We start from the raw sequence: 15,743 nt of genomic DNA, 5'->3' as shown, positions 1-15,743 counted from the left end.
GCGGATCAGCCGGGGGCACCGACCGCGGTCGCCATGCCCTGCACGGCCTCCTGCACCTCGCGGAACGCGGGGCCGCAGGTGGCCGGGTCGCCGCCGCCGACGGTGCCCGGATCGGTCGCGCAGCCCGCGGTGAACCGGTCGACGGCCGCCTCGGTGGCGTCGGCCTGCGGGGCCGCGGCGGGCGCGTCCCGGCGGACCTGCCCGACGACGTTGCGGATCTCGGTGACGAACCGCCCGCAGCGCGGGAAGACCTGCGCCGGGTCGCCGTCGAAGCAGGTGTCCTCGGCGAAGAACCGGAACTTGGTGCGCAGGGCGTCGAGGCCGGGGGCGCCGACGCGGTCGGAGGCACTCGTGCCCTCGCCGGTGGTGGTCCGGGTGGTCGCCGGGCCGGTCCCGCACCCGGCGAGCACGAGGAGGGCCGCCACCGCGACGGTGGCGGCCCGGACGGACACGCGACGGCCGGATCGGGTTCGGGGACGCACCCGGCCACGGTAATCCCGCCGTCCCCGGCCCGGCACGACGGCCGGGCACCGCGCCGGGCACCGCGCCGGGCACCGCGCCGAACACCGAGCCGACGCCCGAACGGCACGCCATGCACCCGGCGGTCGGTGTGACGGGTGCACGGCGTGCCGTGCGGCGGGGACCGGCTCAGCCGGCGGCGTGCTCCAGCGCCTCGCGCAGCAGAGTCAGTGCCGCGGGCGGGTTGTCCCAGAACACCATGTGGCCGGCGTCCGGGACGCCGGCGAGCCGGGCGGCCGGGTTCGCCGCGCCGATCTCGGCGACCCCGGCGGCGGGGACCACGGGGGAGCCGTCGCCGTACAGGACGGTGACCGGCCCGGGGACCTCCGGCCACGCGGTGAAGAAGTCCTCGCTCTCGAACCCGGCGTGGGTCGCGCGGATCGCGGCCTCGTCGCAGGACGAGAGCCACCGTGCCCGCAGCTCCTGCTCCGCCCGCGGCCAGCGCGGCCAGGCGCGGGCGACCTCGTCGGCGTCGGTGCCGCGCTGCGCCTCGTGCAGCTGCCCGAGGAACGCCTCCAGGGTCGTCGGGTACGGGTCGCGGCCGGGCCCGGACAGCGGCGGGTCGACCAGCACCGCGCCGCGGACCGGGCGCCGTGTCGCGGCGACGGCGGCGATCCGGGCGCCCATGGAGTGTCCGAACAGGATCGTCTCGGACCCGAGGCCGAGCCCCTCCAGGACGGCGAGCACGTCGCCCGCGTAGTCGTCGAGCGTCCACGAGGTGCCGGTGTCGGACAGGCCACGGCCGCGGACGTCGAGCACCACCGGGCGGAAGCCGTCGGTGAGCTCGCGCGCGACGAAGTCCATCGTGACCGCCGGGCTGGTGATGCCGGGCAGGACGAGCACGGGGACCCCGGGGCCGCCGTAGTCGAGCAGGTGCAGGCGGACGTCGCCGTTGCGCACCCAGCGGGACACGGCGGGCACGTCGGCGAGGTCGGCCAGCGCGTCCTGGCGGACCTGGCGGGTGGTGAGCGTCGCCGTCGTCGGGGTCATGCGATCTCCTTCAGGTACCCGAGCGCGTCGCCGAGGGTGATCACGTCGCCGTACTTCGCTCCGATGTCGAACAGGTTGGCCTCGTGCGGGCCGTCGGCCCGGTCGCCGACGCACTCGCGCGGGACGAGCACACCGAACCCGGACTGCACCGCGTCGACGGCGGTGGCGCGCACGCAGCCGCTGGTGGTGGCGCCGCAGACCAGCACGGTGTCCACCCCGGCCGCGGTGAGGAACGCGGCGAGACCGGTCTCGAAGAACGCCGAGGCGCCCTTCTTGGTGAGCACGTGGTCGCGCTCGCCGACCGGCAGCCGGGTGTCGAGCGCGACCGACGGCGAGCCCTCGGCGAGCCCGCGCATGCCCGGCACCTTCACCAGCCACGGCAGCGTGTCGAGCTCGGCGGGGGAGAAGGCGATCGTCGTCCAGACGACCGGGGCCCCGGTCGCGCGGGCCGCCTCGACCAGCGACGACGTCGCCGCGACGACGTCGGTCAGGTCCGCCCCGGTCGGGTACGCCGGGTCGGTGAACCCGGCCGTCAGGTCGACGACGACGACGGCGGGCCGCGGCCCCCGGCGGGTCTCGGCCCCGAACCCGGCGCGCGAGTAGGTGGCGTCGGTGGACTCTCCGTGCAGACTCAACGGGTGCTCCCTGCGGTGTCGAGTGCGGCCTGGAGGCTCGCACGGCGGCGGGACGCGCAGTCGTCGACCGCGTCCACGACGGTCTGGTAGCCGGTGCACCGGCAGAGGTTCGAGGCGACGACCTCGCGGATCTCCTCGCGGGTCGCGCCGGGCTCCTCGGCGAGGAACCCCTCGGCGAGCATCAGGAAGCCGGGGGTGCAGAACCCGCACTGCAGCCCGTGGTGCTCGCCGAAGCAGCGCTGCAGGTCCGACAGCTCGCCGTCGGGGCCCGCCAGCGACTCGACGGTGCGGATCTCCGCGTTCTCGACCTGCGCGGCGAACAGCAGGCAGGCGCGCGCGGGGCGGCCGTCGACGAGCACCGTGCACGCCCCGCAGATGCCGTGCTCGCAGCCGACGTGCGTGCCGGTGAGGCCGAGGTCGTGGCGCAGCACGTCGGCGAGGGTGCGGCGCGGCGGGATCGCCAGCTCGTGGCGCTCGGAGTTGACGGTCAGCTCGACCAGCTGCACGTCGGTCATGACGCCTCCTCGTGCGGCGCGAGGGCCGCGAAGATCGCGTGCCGGGGGATCGGGGTGGAGTCCAGCTCGACGCCGGTGCCGCGCAGGGCGTCGTTGACGGCGTTGAGGACGGCGGCCGGCGCGCCGATCGTGCCACCCTCGCCGGCGCCCTTCGCCCCGTTCGCGGTGAACGCGCACGGCGTCTCGAGGTGCTCGATCCGCACGTCCGGGATCTCGGCGGCGGTCGGCACCTTGTACTCCATGAAGCTCGGCGCCAGCGGCTGGCCGGCCTCGTCGTAGAGGACCTCCTCGAACAGCGCACCGGCGATGCCCTGGGCGATGCCGCCGCGGGCCTGGCCCTCCACGACCCGCGGGTGGATCGCGACGCCGCAGTCCTCCACGCACACGTAGCGGAGGATCTCGACGCCGCCGGTGCCGGGGTCGAGCGCGACCACGCAGCCGTGGGTGGCGTTGGAGAACGTGCCGTCGCCGCCGACGTCGAAGCTCGCCGTCGCCGTCAGCCCGGGGCCGACGTCCTTGGGCAGCAGGTGCGACCGCAGGTAGGCGACCTCGGCGAGCTCGGTGAAGGGCAGCGTGCGGTCACCGGCGCGGACGCCGCCGCGGCCGTCGAGCTCGCAGGTGTCGACGTCGACCCCGGCCAGGTGCGCGGCCAGCGCGCGGAGCTGGTCGCCGAGCTTCACCGCGGCGGCCGACGCCGCGGAGCCGCCGATGGTGACCGAGCGGGACGCGAACGAGCCCCAGCCGTAGGTGATCCGGTCGGTGTCACCCTGCACGATCTTGACCTTGTCGTAGGGCACCCCGAGCCGGTCGGCGACGATCTGGGCGAACGTCGTCTCGTGGCTCTGGCCGTGCGACAGCGTGCCGGTGGTGACCGACACGGTCCCGTCGAGGTCCATCGTGATCTGGGAGAGGTCGAAGCCGGGCACGACCTGCATCTTCCGCTGCGCGAAGGCGCCCGAGCCGTAGCCGGTGCGCTCGGAGAAGCAGGAGTACCCGATCCCGACGACGCGGCCGGGCTCGGTGTGGCGGTGCCAGCCCTCGTCGCGCAGCACCCGCTCGCACAGGTCGAGGGACTCGAGGTAGGACCCGGGGTCGTAGGTGATGTTGTTGATCCCGCGGTAGGGGAACTCGGTGATCAGGTTGCGGCGGCGGACGTCGAGCGCGTCGAGCCCGAGCGACCGGGCGGCGCGCTCCATCAGGCGCTCCATCACCATCACGTACTGCGGGCGGGACACCCCGCGGTACGGCGCGGTCGGCGCCTTGTTGGTCGTGACCGCGCGGCCCCGGACCCGGTAGGCCGGGACCCGGTAGACGCCGGGCATCTCGGCCGACGCCATCAGGGGCTCGATCCCGGCGGTGAACGGGTAGCACGAGTAGGCGCCCATGTCGCAGACGACGTCGGCCTCCAGCGCCAGGATCGCGCCGTCGGCGTCGAACGCGGCCCGGGCCGTGTAGTGCTGCTCGCGGGCGAGGAAGCTCGCGGTCAGCGCCTCCCGGCGGTCCTCGATCCACTTCACCGGCCTGCGCAGCCGGCGGGCGGCGGCCGCGGCGGCGATCTCCTCGCGGCCGACGACGCACTTCTGCCCGAACCCGCCGCCCATGTCCGGCACGGTGACCCGGACCTGCTTCTCGTCGAGCCCGGCACAGCGGGCGAGGACGGTCCGGACCTGGTGCGGGACCTGGGTGCAGGTGCGCACGAGCAGCTGTTCGTCGCGGTCGTCCCAGTCGGCGACGACGCCGCGGGTCTCCAGCGGCAGGGCGTTCTGCCGCCCGGTGCGGGCCTCGACGGACACCACCGTGTGGGCGGCGTCGAAGACGGCGTCGATGCCCTCGGTGGCGAACAGCGAGACGTCGACGAGCACGTTGCCCGGCGCCTCGTCGTGCACCGGGGCACCGGCCGCGGCGAGCGCGGCGGTCTCGGTCACGACCGGGTCGAGCGGCTCGTAGTCGACGACGGCGGCCTCGACGCCGTCCTCGGCGGCGTACGGGTCGGTCGCGAGGACGACGGCGACCGGCTCGCCGACGTAGCGCACCTTGTCGCGGGCCAGCACCGGCATCGACGTCGGCGTGAACTCCTCGGCGGGCCGGTCCAGCAGTGCGGTGACGTCGGCGAGACCGAGGCCGGCGGCGTCGAACGCGGCGACGACGCCCGGCACCCCGCGCACCTCGGAGAGGTCGACCGAGGTGAGCAGGGCGTGCGCCTCGGTGCTGCGGACGAACGCGGCGTGCAGCATCCGCGGCAGCGTGATGTCGTCGACGAACCGGCCGCGGCCGGCGAGCAGTCGCGGGTCCTCGCGGCGCGGCACGTCCGCGCCGACCCACGTCCCGTCGGTCCGGAACCCGGGCTCACGCATCGGGCACCTCCTCCCGTGCGCGGGCGACGAGCGTCCGGACCAGCCCGCGCCGGTACGACGCCGGGACGCCCGGCTCGTCGCGCAGGTCGAGACCGTCCGCGACCTCGCCGGGGGAGCCGGCCGGGCGGACGGCGACCGGCACGGAACCGACCCCGCCCAGCACGACCGACTCCGTGTCCAGGTCCACCCCCGCCGCGACGACGGCGAAGTCGCCCCGCCGGTCGGCGTACTCGGTCAGCGCGGCGCGCGGTGCCGGGCGCGGGAAGACGATCTCGACGATCACCTCGTCCGGCTCCAGTGCCGTGGTGAAGGGCCCGAGGAAGAACCCGCCGGCGGCGACGTCGCGCCGTCCGGCCGGGCCCTCGACGACGATCACCGCGTCCAGCAGGACGGCGAGTAGGCACCACTCGGCCGTCGCGTCGGCGTGGGCGATGCTGCCGCCCACCGTGCCCCGGGTGCGGATCGGCAGGTGGCCGACCCACCGCATGGTCCGGGACAGCACCGCGAAGTCCGGCCCGAGATCGGCCTTCTCGACGTCGCGGTGGGTGGTCAGCGCACCGATCCGCAGGGCCCCGCCGTCACGGCGGATCCCGGCCAGGCCGGGCACGTGGGTGATGTCGACCAGGTGCCCGGGGCGGGCCATCCGGTAGTTCATCATCGCGACCAGGCTCTGCCCGCCGGCCAGGATCTTCGGCTCCTCCTCGGCCAGCTCGCCGAGCAGGGCCACCGCACCGGTGACCGACGACGCCCGGTGGTAGGTGAAGGGAGCGGGTTTCACGCCTTCTCCACCACCTGCGCGTCGGTCTGCTCCTCGGTCCCGGTGATCCGGTCCAGCTCACGGCCGCGGGTCTCCGGCGCGCCGAGCGCCATGAACACCACCGCGGCGACGACGAGCAGGCCCATCAGCGTGAAGGTCAGCGGGAGGCCCAGCACCGGCCACAGCAGGCTGCCGAAGACCAGCGGGACGAACCCGGTGACCGCCCGGCTCGACGACGACGCCCAGCCGAACCCGGACGCCCGCAGCTCGGTCGGGTAGAGCTCGGAGACGTAGGCGTACATGACCGGGATGACCACGAGGGCGAAGAACCCGAACACCGCGATCATCGCGATCGCCGCCGCCGACGACTCCATGACCAGAGAGAACACGATCAGCGACAGCGCGGCCAGTGGTGCCGCGATACCGATGACCCACTTGCGGCCGAGCGTCTCGACCAGCAGCACCGAGGTGATCACGCCGAGGATGCCGACGGCGTTCATCACCGTGGTGGAGCCGAACGCGGCGACCTCGCCCATGCCCTGGGCGCGCAGGATCGACGGCATCCAGGACAGCGCGGCGTAGTAGACGACCATGACCGTGATGAACAGCGACCACGCGACGCCGGTGATCCGCGGCGAGAACGCCCAGACCAGCTTCAGCTGCTCGGCGACGGCACCGACGCCGCGCCGCCCGGACCGGACGGGCTCCGGGGCGACGGCGGCGATCGCGTAGGGCTCCGGGGTGGCGCCGGTGCGGCGGACCAGGTCGTCGATGACGACGCGGGCCTCGGCCTCGCGGCCGGTGCGGGCCAGGTACAGCGGGGACTCCGGGACACCGCGGCGGATCCAGAACAGCAGGATCGCGGGCAGCACCATCAGGGCGAGCATCCAGCGCCAGTTGCCCTCGACCGGGACCAGCAGGGTCGCCGAGAGCCCGGCCAGCGTGGTGCCGATCGGCCACCAGCCGTCCATCGCGGCGAGCACCCTGCCGCGTTGCTTGCGTGGTGAGAACTCGCTGACGATCGCGTAGTCGACCGGGATGCAGCCACCGAGGCCGACACCGGCCAGGAACCGCAGTGCCAGGAAGATCTCCCAGTTCGGCGACAGCGCGCCGAGCACCGAGAACAACGCGAAGATCAGCAGCGTGATGCTGAAGGCGCGCTTGCGGCCCATCCGGTCGGCGATCGTGCCGAACGCGACGGCGCCGACCGCCATGCCGACCAGGTTCGCCGTGGCGACCAGCCCGCGCTGCCCGGTGGAGAGGTCGAACTCGGTGCCGAGCAGCGGGGTGAGGAAGCCGTTGAGGGCGACGTCCCACGCGTCGAACATGTAGCCGAGGCCACCGATGATGAAGATCTTCCCCTGGACGTTCCACCGCCAGGGCAGGTCCTGGACGACCTGGTCTCCGGTACGCATGTCGGTACTCCTGTCGTGTGTGGCGGGAACGCAGCTCAGCGGGCGAACTGGTAGGTGATGGCCTCGTTGTCGGGATCGTGCAGCGGCGATCCGCGCCAGAGCCAGTCGTAGGAGACGTCGGACTCACCGTCGAAGCGGGCGAGCTTCTCGTCCCGCGCACGCTGCTCGGGGCCGTCGGGCAGGTGGTAGAAGGCCATGTTCTGCAGGGACGCGTCCTGCACCATCCCGGCGTGCTTGGCCCGGCGGTGCACGTAGCGGGTGAGCGCGCCGTCCACACCGGACCGTCCGGCGGCGCCCAGCTCCTCGGCGAGCACCGCCGCGTCCTCCATCGCCTGGGAGGCGCCCTGGGCCTGGTAGGGGAGCATCGCGTGGCAGGCGTCACCCAGCAGGGCGACCCGGCCGTCGACCCACACCGGGTCCCGGCGGCGGCGGTAGAGGGCGAAGGCGGCGACGTCGTCCTTGGCCTTGGCCAGCATCGCCGGGACGCGGTCGTCCCAGTCGGAGAAGGCCTCGACCATCTCCTCGGCCGACGCCGGCGCCGTCCAGTCCCGCTCGACCTCGGGCGAGCAGGGCACGATCGCGACGATGTTCAGGTACTCGCCCTGGCGGATCACGTAGTGCACGAGGTGCTTGTCGGGGCCGTACCAGATGGTGGAGTGGTAGCGGTCGACGAGGAAGCGGGTGGCCGGGTCGGCGGCGATCAGGTCGCCCGGGATCAGCGCCCGGTAGGCCATCTCGCCCGAGAAGACCAGGGAGTCGTCGAACCCGGCGAGGTCGCGGACGGACGACCGGATGCCGTCCGCGCCGACCACGACGTCACCGGCGAAGCGCTCGCCGCGGGCGGTGACGGCGACCGGCCTGGCGGCGTCGCCGCGGTCCAGTTCGACGACCTTCGCGTCGGTGTGCACGTCGACGATCGGCCCCGGGCCCTCCGGGTCGAGGCAGGCGTCGAGCAGGATCCGGTGCAGGTCGGCCCGGTGGTAGTGCCAGTAGGGCGCGCCGTAGGCGTCGACCACCGACCGCCCGAGCGGGAGCTGCGCGATGACGCTGCCGTCGGCCCAGCGCCGGCGGACCTGGTCCTGCGGTGCGGTGTGGATCCGCTCCATCTCGGCCCGCAGGCCGAGACCGATCAGCACCCGGCTGGCGTTCGGGGCGGTCTGGATCCCGGCCCCCACCTCCCCGAGCTGCGGAGCGGCCTCCAGCACGGTGACCCGGAAGCCCTGCTGGCGCAGGGCCAGCGCGGCGGTGAGCCCGCCCAGGCCGCCTCCGGCGACCGTGATCTCCAGGGACTGGCTGGGTGCCACGACGTACCTCCTCGCGTCCGGTGGGCCGCGTGGCGTCTGTGGCGCAGCCCGCACGAGAAGTCATCCGAGCACGTACTATCCGGATACGCAAGAGTTTGGTCGAGGTGGAACCGGAACCGCAACGCGCGGTGACGTCCTGTTAACGAACGCCGGTCCGGCGGTCACTCCGGGTCGTCGAGCGGGTCGCGTTCCGCGACCGCCTCCCAGTGCGCGCCGAGGGTGTTGAGCAGGCCGGCGATCTCGCCGCGACGGTCCTCCGGGACGGCGGCGAGCAGTTCCTGGTCCAGTCGGCGGGTGCGGCGGGTCGCCTCCCCGAGTGCGGCGGCGCCGTCGTCGGTGAGGGAGAGCAGCTTGCGGCGGGCGTCGCGCGGCGACTCGGTGCGCAGGATCAGGCCGCGGCGCTCCATCCGGCGGCAGACGTCGGCCATCGTGGAGGTGTCCAGTGCGACGGCGCCGGCGAGCGAGCTCTGGTCGGAGTCGGGGTACGCGCGGATCGCGGACAGCACGGCGAACTGCGGCCCGGTGAGCACCGCGTCGACGTGCCGGTTCCAGGCGGCGAGATACGCCTGGTACATCCGGCGGGCGCCGTACCCGGGTGCGGCGACGAGGCTCGCGGGCGGGGCCGCGGTGACGGCCGGTCTCTGCTCGCGACGTCGCCGCAGCGGCTCGCCCATGGTCCCTCCGAGGCCGATCCGGACCCGGTGTCCGGAACCGTCCCGATCCTACGTGCCCGGACGATCACGCCCGGTGGTGGGCTCAGCGCGTGCGGAGGCCGTCGACCAGCAGGTCGAGCAGGCGTCCGGCCTGGCTCCGGCCCTCCGGGTCGGCGATCGCCATGCAGATCCCGCTGGTCCCGACCAGCACGTCCGCCGCGTCCACGTCGGACCGCAGCGTGCCGTCGGCGATGCCGGCCTCGTGCAGCGACCGCACCGCCTCGATCATCCGCTCGCGGCTCTGCGCGAACGGGTTGTGACCGCAGGCGACCAGCGCGTGCAGCGAGTCCGCCAGGTGCTTCTTGGTGATCACGTAGTCGACGAAGCGGTCCATCCACATCCGCAGCGCCTCGTCGGCGGGCAGTTCGGCGCGCAGCTCGCCCGCGGCCGTGCAGAGCCGGTCCAGCTCGTTGCGGTAGACGGCCTCGACCAGCGCGTCCCGGTTGGGGAAGTGCCGGTAGAGGGTCCCGATGCCGACGCCGGCGTCCTTCGCGATGCCGTCGAGCGTGGGTGCGGGGCCACCGGTGCTCTCCGCCGTGAACGCCCGGACCGCTGCGGCGAGCAGCAGTTCACGGTTGCGGGCGGCGTCGGCCCGCAGTGCGGGACGGGTGCCGGTGCCGCCGGTGCCGGTGGCCATGAGGTGCCTCCTCGAACGCGATCGACCCCACGATACGACTTGCAAAGCGGAGGACGCTCCGGATAGAGTTCCGAGTCATACGGAGAGTCCTCCGTTTCTTCGTCTCCCGGATACGCCACCGCGCAGTGCCGCCGATCGCCGCGTACCCCGGTGAACAGAAGGGATCACCCACATGTTCCTCCGGTCCACGACCACCCGATCCCCGATCGCCCCCGTCCCGCCCACCGCCGGCGAGGTCGTCCACGCCGGTCCCACCGCCGCCGATGTGCTCGACGGCGTCGACCTGACCGGGCGGCGCGCCGTCGTGACCGGCGCCGCGTCCGGCGTCGGCCTGGCGGCCGCCCGCGCCCTGGCCGCCGCCGGCGCCGAGGTCACCCTGGCCGTCCGCGACGCCGACGCCGGTGCCGCCGCCCGCGCCGCGATCGTCGCCGAGACCGGCAACGAGCACGTCCTCGTCGGCGAGATCGACCTCGCCGACCAGCGTTCGATCGCCCGCTTCGTGCGGCTCTGGGACGGCCCGCTCCACATGCTCGTGCACGCCGCCGGTGTGGCGGGTGCACCGCTCACCCGGACCGTCGACGAGTGGGAGCTGCACCTCGCCGTCAACCACCTCGGCCCCGCCTCGCTGAGCGCGGGCCTGCACTGGGCCCTCACCGCGGTGGACGGTGCCCGGATCGTGCACGTCACCTCGTCCGCGCACCGGCTCGCGGAGTTCGATCTCGAGGACCCGCAGTTCATGTCCTCCCGGTACGACCGGGAGGAGGCCCACGCCCGGTCGCGGACCGCCGCGGTGCTGCACACCGTCGAGGCGGCCCGGCGCTGGTCCGGTGACGGGATCTCGGTCAACGCCGTGGACCCCGGCGCCGACCCGGACGCCGGGGCCGCGACGATCGCCCTGCTCGCCGCGTCCCCGCTGGTGGGCGGGATCAGCGGCCGCTACTTCACCGACCTCGCCGAGGCCGGTCCCGCGGACCCGGTGACCGGGCGCGGGGTGGCCGCCCACGCCGTCGACCCGGTCGTCGCCCGCAGGGTCTGGCGCTGGACCGAGCGGTCCCTGCGCGAGATCTGGTTCTCCGGGCTGCCCGTGGTGGCCTGAGTCAGGCGGTGCGCAGCCAGACGGTGGTGTCGGCCGGGACCTCGCCGCGCGGGGTGAGCGGGCCGCTGGCCAGCATCACCTCGGCGTCCTCGGGCAGTGACACCGGCGCGGAGGACACGTTCACCAGTGCGGTGAACCCGCCATCGCCCTCGTCGGAGGTCCGGCTGAGCGCGAGGGTGCCCTCCGGCGAGTCCTGCCAGGTCAGGCTCCCGCCGCCGAGTGCCGGGTGCGCCCTGCGGATCGCCAGGGCGTCCCGGTACAGGTGCAGCACCGAATCCGGGTCGGCCTCCTGGACGTCCGCCGCGTGCCGGGCGAAGACGTCGGGCTGGGGGAGCCAGGCGGGTCCCCCGAAGCCGAACCACGGTTCGCCGGCGGCCCAGGGCAGCGGGACGCGGCACCCGTCACGACCCCGCTTGGTGTGCCCGGACAGCACCCAGGTGGGGTCGTCGAGCTTCTCGACCGGGATGTCCTCGACCTCGGGCAGGCCGAACTCCTCGCCCTGGTAGAGGTACGCGGTGCCGGGCAGGGCGAGCATCAGCAGGGTCGCGGCCCGCGCCCGCCGCAGCCCGGTCTCCGGGTCGGCCGGGAGGTCGAGCACGTCGTCGAGGTTCCAGCCCCGGCCCGCCTCGGGCTTGCGGGCCAGCCGGCTCGGGTGCCGGCAGACGTCGTGGTTGGACAGCACCCAGGTCGCCGGAGCGCCGACCGCGGTGTTCTCGGCGATCGCGTCGTCGATGTTGCGGCGCAGGTCGTCGGCCAGCCAGGCCGCGGTCAGGAAGTTGAAGCCGAACGCGGTCTGCAGCTCGTCCGGGCGCAGGTAACGGGCCAGGCGCTCGGGGTCGGGCACCCACGCCTCGGCGACGAAGACCTTCGGCGGGTCGTAGGAGTCGGCGATCGCGCGCCACGACCGGTAGACCTCGTGCACGCCCTCGCGGTCGAGGTAGGGGTGGCCGCCGTCCTGGACGTCGTTGACGCCCGCCACGAGGTCCGGCAGGCCCGGCTCCTTGACCATCGAGTTGGCGACGTCGATCCGGAAGCCGTCGACGCCCCGGTCGAACCAGAACCGCAGCGTCTCCTCGAAGTCCGCGCGGACCTCCGGGTTCTCCCAGTCGACGTCGGGCTGCGTGACGTCGAACAGGTGCAGGTACCACTGCCCGTCCGGGACGCGCTCCCACGCCGGTCCGCCGAACATCGACCGCCAGTTGTTCGGCGGCTCGTCGCCGCCGGGCCCGCGGCCGTCGCGGAACACGTAGCGGGCCCGCTCGGGGGAGCCCGGCGCGGCGTCGAGTGCGGCGCGGAACCACGCGTGCTGGTCGGAGTGGTGGTTGGGGACGATGTCGAGCAGCACCCGGATTCCGCGCCCGTGCGCCTCGGCGATCAGCGCCTCGGCCTGCGCGGTGTCGCCGAACATCGGGTTGATCGCCCGGTAGTCCGCGACGTCGTAGCCGCCGTCGGCCAGCGGCGACGGGTACCAGGGGTTGATCCAGATCGCGTCGACGTCGAGCCGCGCGAGATGGTCGAGCTTCGCGCGGAGCCCGGTGATGTCGCCGGTGCCGTCGCCGTTCCCGTCGGCGAAGCTGCGGATGTAGACCTGGTAGACGACGGCGTTGCGCCACCAGTCGAGAGCGTGGGCGGTCATGTTTCATACTGTTGCACGCTGTTGCAACGCTGTCGAGGTCCGAGGAGGATGACCCCCGTGACGGACGAGCCGGTGCACGAGGTCGTCCGCCGGGTGGGTGTCCGGCGGGTGGCCCAGCTGGCCGGGGTGTCCCCGGCGACGGTCTCGCGCGCGCTGCGCGAGGGCACCCCGGTGTCCGACGAGACCCGGCAGCGGGTGCGGTCGGCCGCGGTCTCGCTCGGGTACCGGGCACCGGCCCGCCGTCTGACCGTGGCCGTGCTCGCCCGGTTCCCCACCCGCTGGTTCTTCGCCGAGGCCGTCGCCGGGGTCGAGTCGGTGCTGTCCGCCGAGGGGCACGCCCTGCAGCTGCACAACGTCGGCGATCCCGCGGGGCGGGCGCACTTCTTCGCGACGCTCCCGGTGCGCGGACGGGTCGACGGCCTGATCGTCGTCGCGTCCGCCGTCGACGAGGGGGAGCGGGCCGCGCTGGACGAACTCGGGGTCCCGGTCGTCGCCGTCGGCGACACGATGGCGGGCCGGCCGCGGATCGGGATCGACGACCGGGCCGGGGCCCGGGCGGCCGTCCGGCACCTGGTCGGGCTCGGCCACGACGGTGTCGCGCTGGTCTCGTTCGACCCGGACGAGGCGTGCGGCCGGGTCACCACCCGGGCCCGCCACGCCGGCTGGGCCGACGCGCTCGCCGAGTCCGGCCGCGCCCGCGGCCCGGTGCTGGAGGTGGGCGGTGACATCGAGGCCGGCGACACGGCGGCCGGGGCGCTGCTCTCGCTGCCCCGGCTGCCGACGGCGGTGTTCGCGATGGCCGACGAGGCGGCGCTCGGCCTGGTCCGCACGCTGCGCCGGGCCGGGGTCGACGTGCCCGGCCAGATCTCGGTGATCGGGTTCGACGACCACGAGATGGCCGCCGTCGCCGACCTGACGACCATCGGGCAGCCGGTCCGGCGGCAGGGGGAGCTGGCCGCGCGGGCGCTGCTTACCGCGCTCGGCGGCGCGGAGCCGGAGAGCGTCGAGCTGCCCACCCGGCTCGTCGTCCGCGGGACGACGGCGCCGCCGCGGTCCTCACCCGGCCAGCCGCTCGGGGCGTAGCTCGACCCGGCGGAGGAGCTGGGCGTTGAGCGCCACCACGATCGTCGAGAGGCTCATGAGCACCGCGCCGACCGCGGGCGGCAGCACGAACCCGACCGGAGCCAGCACGCCCGCGGCGAGCGGCACCGACACCAGGTTGTAGCCGGCCGCCCACCACAGGTTCTGCAGCATCTTCCGGTACCCGGTCCGGGACAGCTCGATCACCGACAGCACACCGCGCGGGTCCGACGAGGCCAGGACGACGCCGGCGGAGGAGATCGCGACGTCGGTGCCCGCGCCGATCGCGATGCCCACGTCGGCCCGGGCCAGTGCGGGGGCGTCGTTGACGCCGTCCCCGACCATCGCGACGACCGCGCCGCGGTCCTGGAGCTCGGCGACCCGGTCGTCCTTGCCGTCCGGGAGGACCTCGGCGAACACCTCGTCGACGCCGAGGTCGACGCCGACCGCCTCGGCGACCGGCCGGGCGTCCCCGGTGACCATGACGACGCGGACGCCGCGGTCGTGCAGCGCACCGACGGCGGCGCGCGACTCGGGGCGGACCGTGTCGGCGAGCCCGATCGCGCCGGTCACCCCACCGCCCCCGCGCACCACGTACAGCACGGTGGCGCCGTCCCGGCTCCACGGGGCCGTCGTGGCGGCGACGCCGGCGGGGACCTCGATCCCCCGTTCGCGCAGCAGGGCCGGGCCGCCGACGGAGACCTCCGTGCCGTCGACGGTCGCGGTGACCCCGCGCCCGGTGTGCGCGCGGAACCCGTGCGCCTCCGGCACGACGAGCCCGCCGGCCGCGGAGACGACCGCACGGGCCAGCGGGTGCTCGCTGTCGGCCTCGACGGCCGCGGCCAGCGCGAGGGTGCCGTCCTCACCCGCGACGCCGACGACGTGCGGGGCGCCGGTGGTCAGCGTGCCGGTCTTGTCGAACAGCACGGTGTCGACGGTGCGGGTGCGCTCCAGCGCGAGCCGGTCGGTGACGAGGATCCCGGCGCGCGCGGCGCGGGCCGTCGAGATCGCGACGACCAGCGGGATCGCCAGGCCGAGCGCGTGCGGGCAGGCGATCACCAGCACCGTCACCGTGCGGGTCACGGCCCCGGGCAGGTCGCCGGCCAGCGTCCACACCGCGAACGTCAGCACACCCGCGCCGGCGGCGAACCAGAACAGCAGCGCGGCCGCGCGGTCGGCGAGCGCCTGCGCGCGGGACCGGGACCCCGCCGCCCGCTCGACCAGCCGGCGGATGCCCGACAGCGCGGTGTCCTCGCCGACCGCGTCGACCCGTACGCGCAGTGACGAGTCGGTCGCGACGGTCCCGGCGACGACCCGGTCATCCCGTTCCCGCGGGACCGGCCGGGACTCGCCGGTGATCATCGACTCGTCGACCTCGGCGGAGCCGTCGACGACGGTGCCGTCGGCGGGGACCCGTCCGCCCGCCCGGACGAGCACGGTGTCGCCGACCGCGAGATCGGCGGGGGAGACGGACTCGGTGCCGCCGGCGGGCCCGATCCGCTCGGCGGTGTCGGGGAGCAGCGCGGCGAGGGCGTCGAGCGCTCCGGTGGCCTGGCCGAGCGCCCGCATCTCCAGCCAGTGGCCCAGGAGCATGATCACGACGAGGAGCGCCAGCTCCCACCAGAAGTCCAGGCCGCCGATGCCGAGCGAGCTGAGCAGGCTGGCCACGTAGGCGACGGTGATCGCCAGGCCGATCAGCAGCATCATGCCGGGCCGGCGCGTCCGGATCTCGGTGACGGCGCCGGTGAGGAACGGCCGTCCGCCCCAGAAGAAGATCACCGAGCCGAGGACCGGCGGGACCCACACCGACCATGCCGGCGGGGTGTAGCCGAACAGCATCCCGACCATCTCGCTGAACGCGACGACGGGGACGGCCAGGACCAGGGTGAGCGCGAAACGGTCCCGGAACATCGCGGCGTGGCCGCCGTGGCCGCCGTGACCGCCGTGACCGCCGTGACCGCCGTGGCCGCCGTGACCCTCGTGGATGCCGTGCTGGTCGCCGGCCGCCGTTCCGCTCGTCATCGCCATCACCCTCCCGGATCGCCGGTCGCGTGCAACACCGATACCCCCCAGGGGTGTTCCACGGCGTCCG

General features: G+C 74.5%; 14 protein-coding genes. 2 read left to right on the top strand and 12 right to left on the bottom strand.

What is annotated here, in order from left to right:
• Positions 1-5 precede the first annotated feature (5 nt).
• The 10 genes from PP1_RS10955 to PP1_RS10910 all read right to left on the bottom strand — a co-directional run bounded on the left by PP1_RS10955 (position 6) and on the right by PP1_RS10910 (position 9,839).
• Positions 6-482: a hypothetical protein gene (locus PP1_RS10955; RefSeq protein ID WP_139317005.1), complete on the bottom strand. Its 477-nt coding sequence runs from the start codon at positions 480-482 to the stop codon at positions 6-8.
• Between the two features lie 166 nt (positions 483-648).
• The gene (locus PP1_RS10950; RefSeq protein WP_010223933.1) at positions 649-1,509 is read right to left on the bottom strand and encodes an alpha/beta fold hydrolase; all 861 of its coding nucleotides are present in this window, start codon (positions 1,507-1,509) and stop codon (positions 649-651) included.
• On the bottom strand, positions 1,506-2,144 hold the full coding sequence (locus PP1_RS10945; RefSeq protein WP_010223931.1) for an isochorismatase family protein: 639 nt from the start codon (positions 2,142-2,144) through the stop codon (positions 1,506-1,508). The genes PP1_RS10950 and PP1_RS10945 overlap by 4 nt, the downstream gene beginning before the upstream one ends.
• On the bottom strand, positions 2,141-2,659 hold the full coding sequence (locus PP1_RS10940) for a (2Fe-2S)-binding protein (protein WP_010223929.1): 519 nt from the start codon (positions 2,657-2,659) through the stop codon (positions 2,141-2,143). Before PP1_RS10940 ends, PP1_RS10945 begins: the two co-directional genes overlap by 4 nt.
• Positions 2,656-5,013 (bottom strand): xanthine dehydrogenase family protein molybdopterin-binding subunit, encoded by a 2,358-nt coding sequence (locus PP1_RS10935; RefSeq protein ID WP_010223927.1) that lies wholly within the window; start codon positions 5,011-5,013, stop codon positions 2,656-2,658. Before PP1_RS10935 ends, PP1_RS10940 begins: the two co-directional genes overlap by 4 nt.
• Entirely contained in the window at positions 5,006-5,791 is a 786-nt protein-coding gene (locus PP1_RS10930) for an FAD binding domain-containing protein (RefSeq protein ID WP_010223925.1), read from the bottom strand. Before PP1_RS10930 ends, PP1_RS10935 begins: the two co-directional genes overlap by 8 nt.
• Positions 5,788-7,185: an MFS transporter gene (locus tag PP1_RS10925; protein ID WP_010223924.1), complete on the bottom strand. Its 1,398-nt coding sequence runs from the start codon at positions 7,183-7,185 to the stop codon at positions 5,788-5,790. The genes PP1_RS10930 and PP1_RS10925 overlap by 4 nt, the downstream gene beginning before the upstream one ends.
• Positions 7,186-7,220: 35 nt before the next feature.
• Positions 7,221-8,489, bottom strand: coding sequence for an FAD-dependent monooxygenase (locus PP1_RS10920; RefSeq protein WP_010223922.1), 1,269 nt, complete (start codon positions 8,487-8,489; stop codon positions 7,221-7,223).
• A gap of 161 nt (positions 8,490-8,650) precedes the next feature.
• On the bottom strand, positions 8,651-9,163 hold the full coding sequence (locus PP1_RS10915) for a MarR family winged helix-turn-helix transcriptional regulator (protein WP_010223920.1): 513 nt from the start codon (positions 9,161-9,163) through the stop codon (positions 8,651-8,653).
• An 82-nt stretch (positions 9,164-9,245) separates the two neighbouring features.
• Positions 9,246-9,839, bottom strand: a complete 594-nt coding sequence (locus PP1_RS10910) for a TetR/AcrR family transcriptional regulator (RefSeq protein ID WP_010223919.1) — start codon at positions 9,837-9,839, stop codon at positions 9,246-9,248.
• A 172-nt stretch (positions 9,840-10,011) separates the two neighbouring features.
• Here PP1_RS10910 and PP1_RS10905 point away from each other — a divergent pair, with 172 nt between their 5' ends.
• The gene (locus PP1_RS10905; protein ID WP_083697037.1) at positions 10,012-10,935 is read left to right on the top strand and encodes an SDR family NAD(P)-dependent oxidoreductase; all 924 of its coding nucleotides are present in this window, start codon (positions 10,012-10,014) and stop codon (positions 10,933-10,935) included.
• Between the two features lies 1 nt (position 10,936).
• Here the strand turns inward: PP1_RS10905 and PP1_RS10900 are convergent, their stop codons facing one another.
• Positions 10,937-12,571: a glycoside hydrolase family 13 protein gene (locus tag PP1_RS10900; RefSeq protein WP_010240024.1), complete on the bottom strand. Its 1,635-nt coding sequence runs from the start codon at positions 12,569-12,571 to the stop codon at positions 10,937-10,939.
• 48 nt (positions 12,572-12,619) lie between these two features.
• On the opposite strand from PP1_RS10900, the gene PP1_RS10895 reads away from it, so the two are divergent.
• Positions 12,620-13,654: a substrate-binding domain-containing protein gene (locus tag PP1_RS10895; RefSeq protein ID WP_075314003.1), complete on the top strand. Its 1,035-nt coding sequence runs from the start codon at positions 12,620-12,622 to the stop codon at positions 13,652-13,654.
• Here PP1_RS10895 and PP1_RS10890 read toward each other — a convergent pair.
• The gene (locus PP1_RS10890; protein ID WP_033200382.1) at positions 13,628-15,673 is read right to left on the bottom strand and encodes a copper-translocating P-type ATPase; all 2,046 of its coding nucleotides are present in this window, start codon (positions 15,671-15,673) and stop codon (positions 13,628-13,630) included. The two genes, PP1_RS10895 and PP1_RS10890, sit on opposite strands and share 27 nt — an antisense overlap.
• Positions 15,674-15,743: the final 70 nt, after the last annotated feature.

The organism is Pseudonocardia sp. P1, from assembly GCF_000178675.2.
Taxonomy (GTDB): Bacteria; Actinomycetota; Actinomycetes; order Mycobacteriales; family Pseudonocardiaceae; genus Pseudonocardia.
The sequence above is the reverse complement of the archived record's forward strand: the minus strand, read 5'-3'. Positions and strand labels throughout refer to the sequence as shown.

Coding starts and splice junctions, on each gene's coding strand:
- PP1_RS10895 (WP_075314003.1), top strand. CDS start 12,620: ATGACCCCCGTGACGGACGAGCCGGTGCACGAGGTCGTCCGCCGGGTG.
- PP1_RS10910 (WP_010223919.1), bottom strand. CDS start 9,839: ATGGCCACCGGCACCGGCGGCACCGGCACCCGTCCCGCACTGCGGGCC.
- PP1_RS10950 (WP_010223933.1), bottom strand. CDS start 1,509: ATGACCCCGACGACGGCGACGCTCACCACCCGCCAGGTCCGCCAGGAC.
- PP1_RS10925 (WP_010223924.1), bottom strand. CDS start 7,185: ATGCGTACCGGAGACCAGGTCGTCCAGGACCTGCCCTGGCGGTGGAAC.
- PP1_RS10905 (WP_083697037.1), top strand. CDS start 10,012: ATGTTCCTCCGGTCCACGACCACCCGATCCCCGATCGCCCCCGTCCCG.
- PP1_RS10915 (WP_010223920.1), bottom strand. CDS start 9,163: ATGGGCGAGCCGCTGCGGCGACGTCGCGAGCAGAGACCGGCCGTCACC.
- PP1_RS10900 (WP_010240024.1), bottom strand. CDS start 12,571: ATGACCGCCCACGCTCTCGACTGGTGGCGCAACGCCGTCGTCTACCAG.
- PP1_RS10935 (WP_010223927.1), bottom strand. CDS start 5,013: ATGCGTGAGCCCGGGTTCCGGACCGACGGGACGTGGGTCGGCGCGGAC.
- PP1_RS10890 (WP_033200382.1), bottom strand. CDS start 15,673: ATGACGAGCGGAACGGCGGCCGGCGACCAGCACGGCATCCACGAGGGT.
- PP1_RS10940 (WP_010223929.1), bottom strand. CDS start 2,659: ATGACCGACGTGCAGCTGGTCGAGCTGACCGTCAACTCCGAGCGCCAC.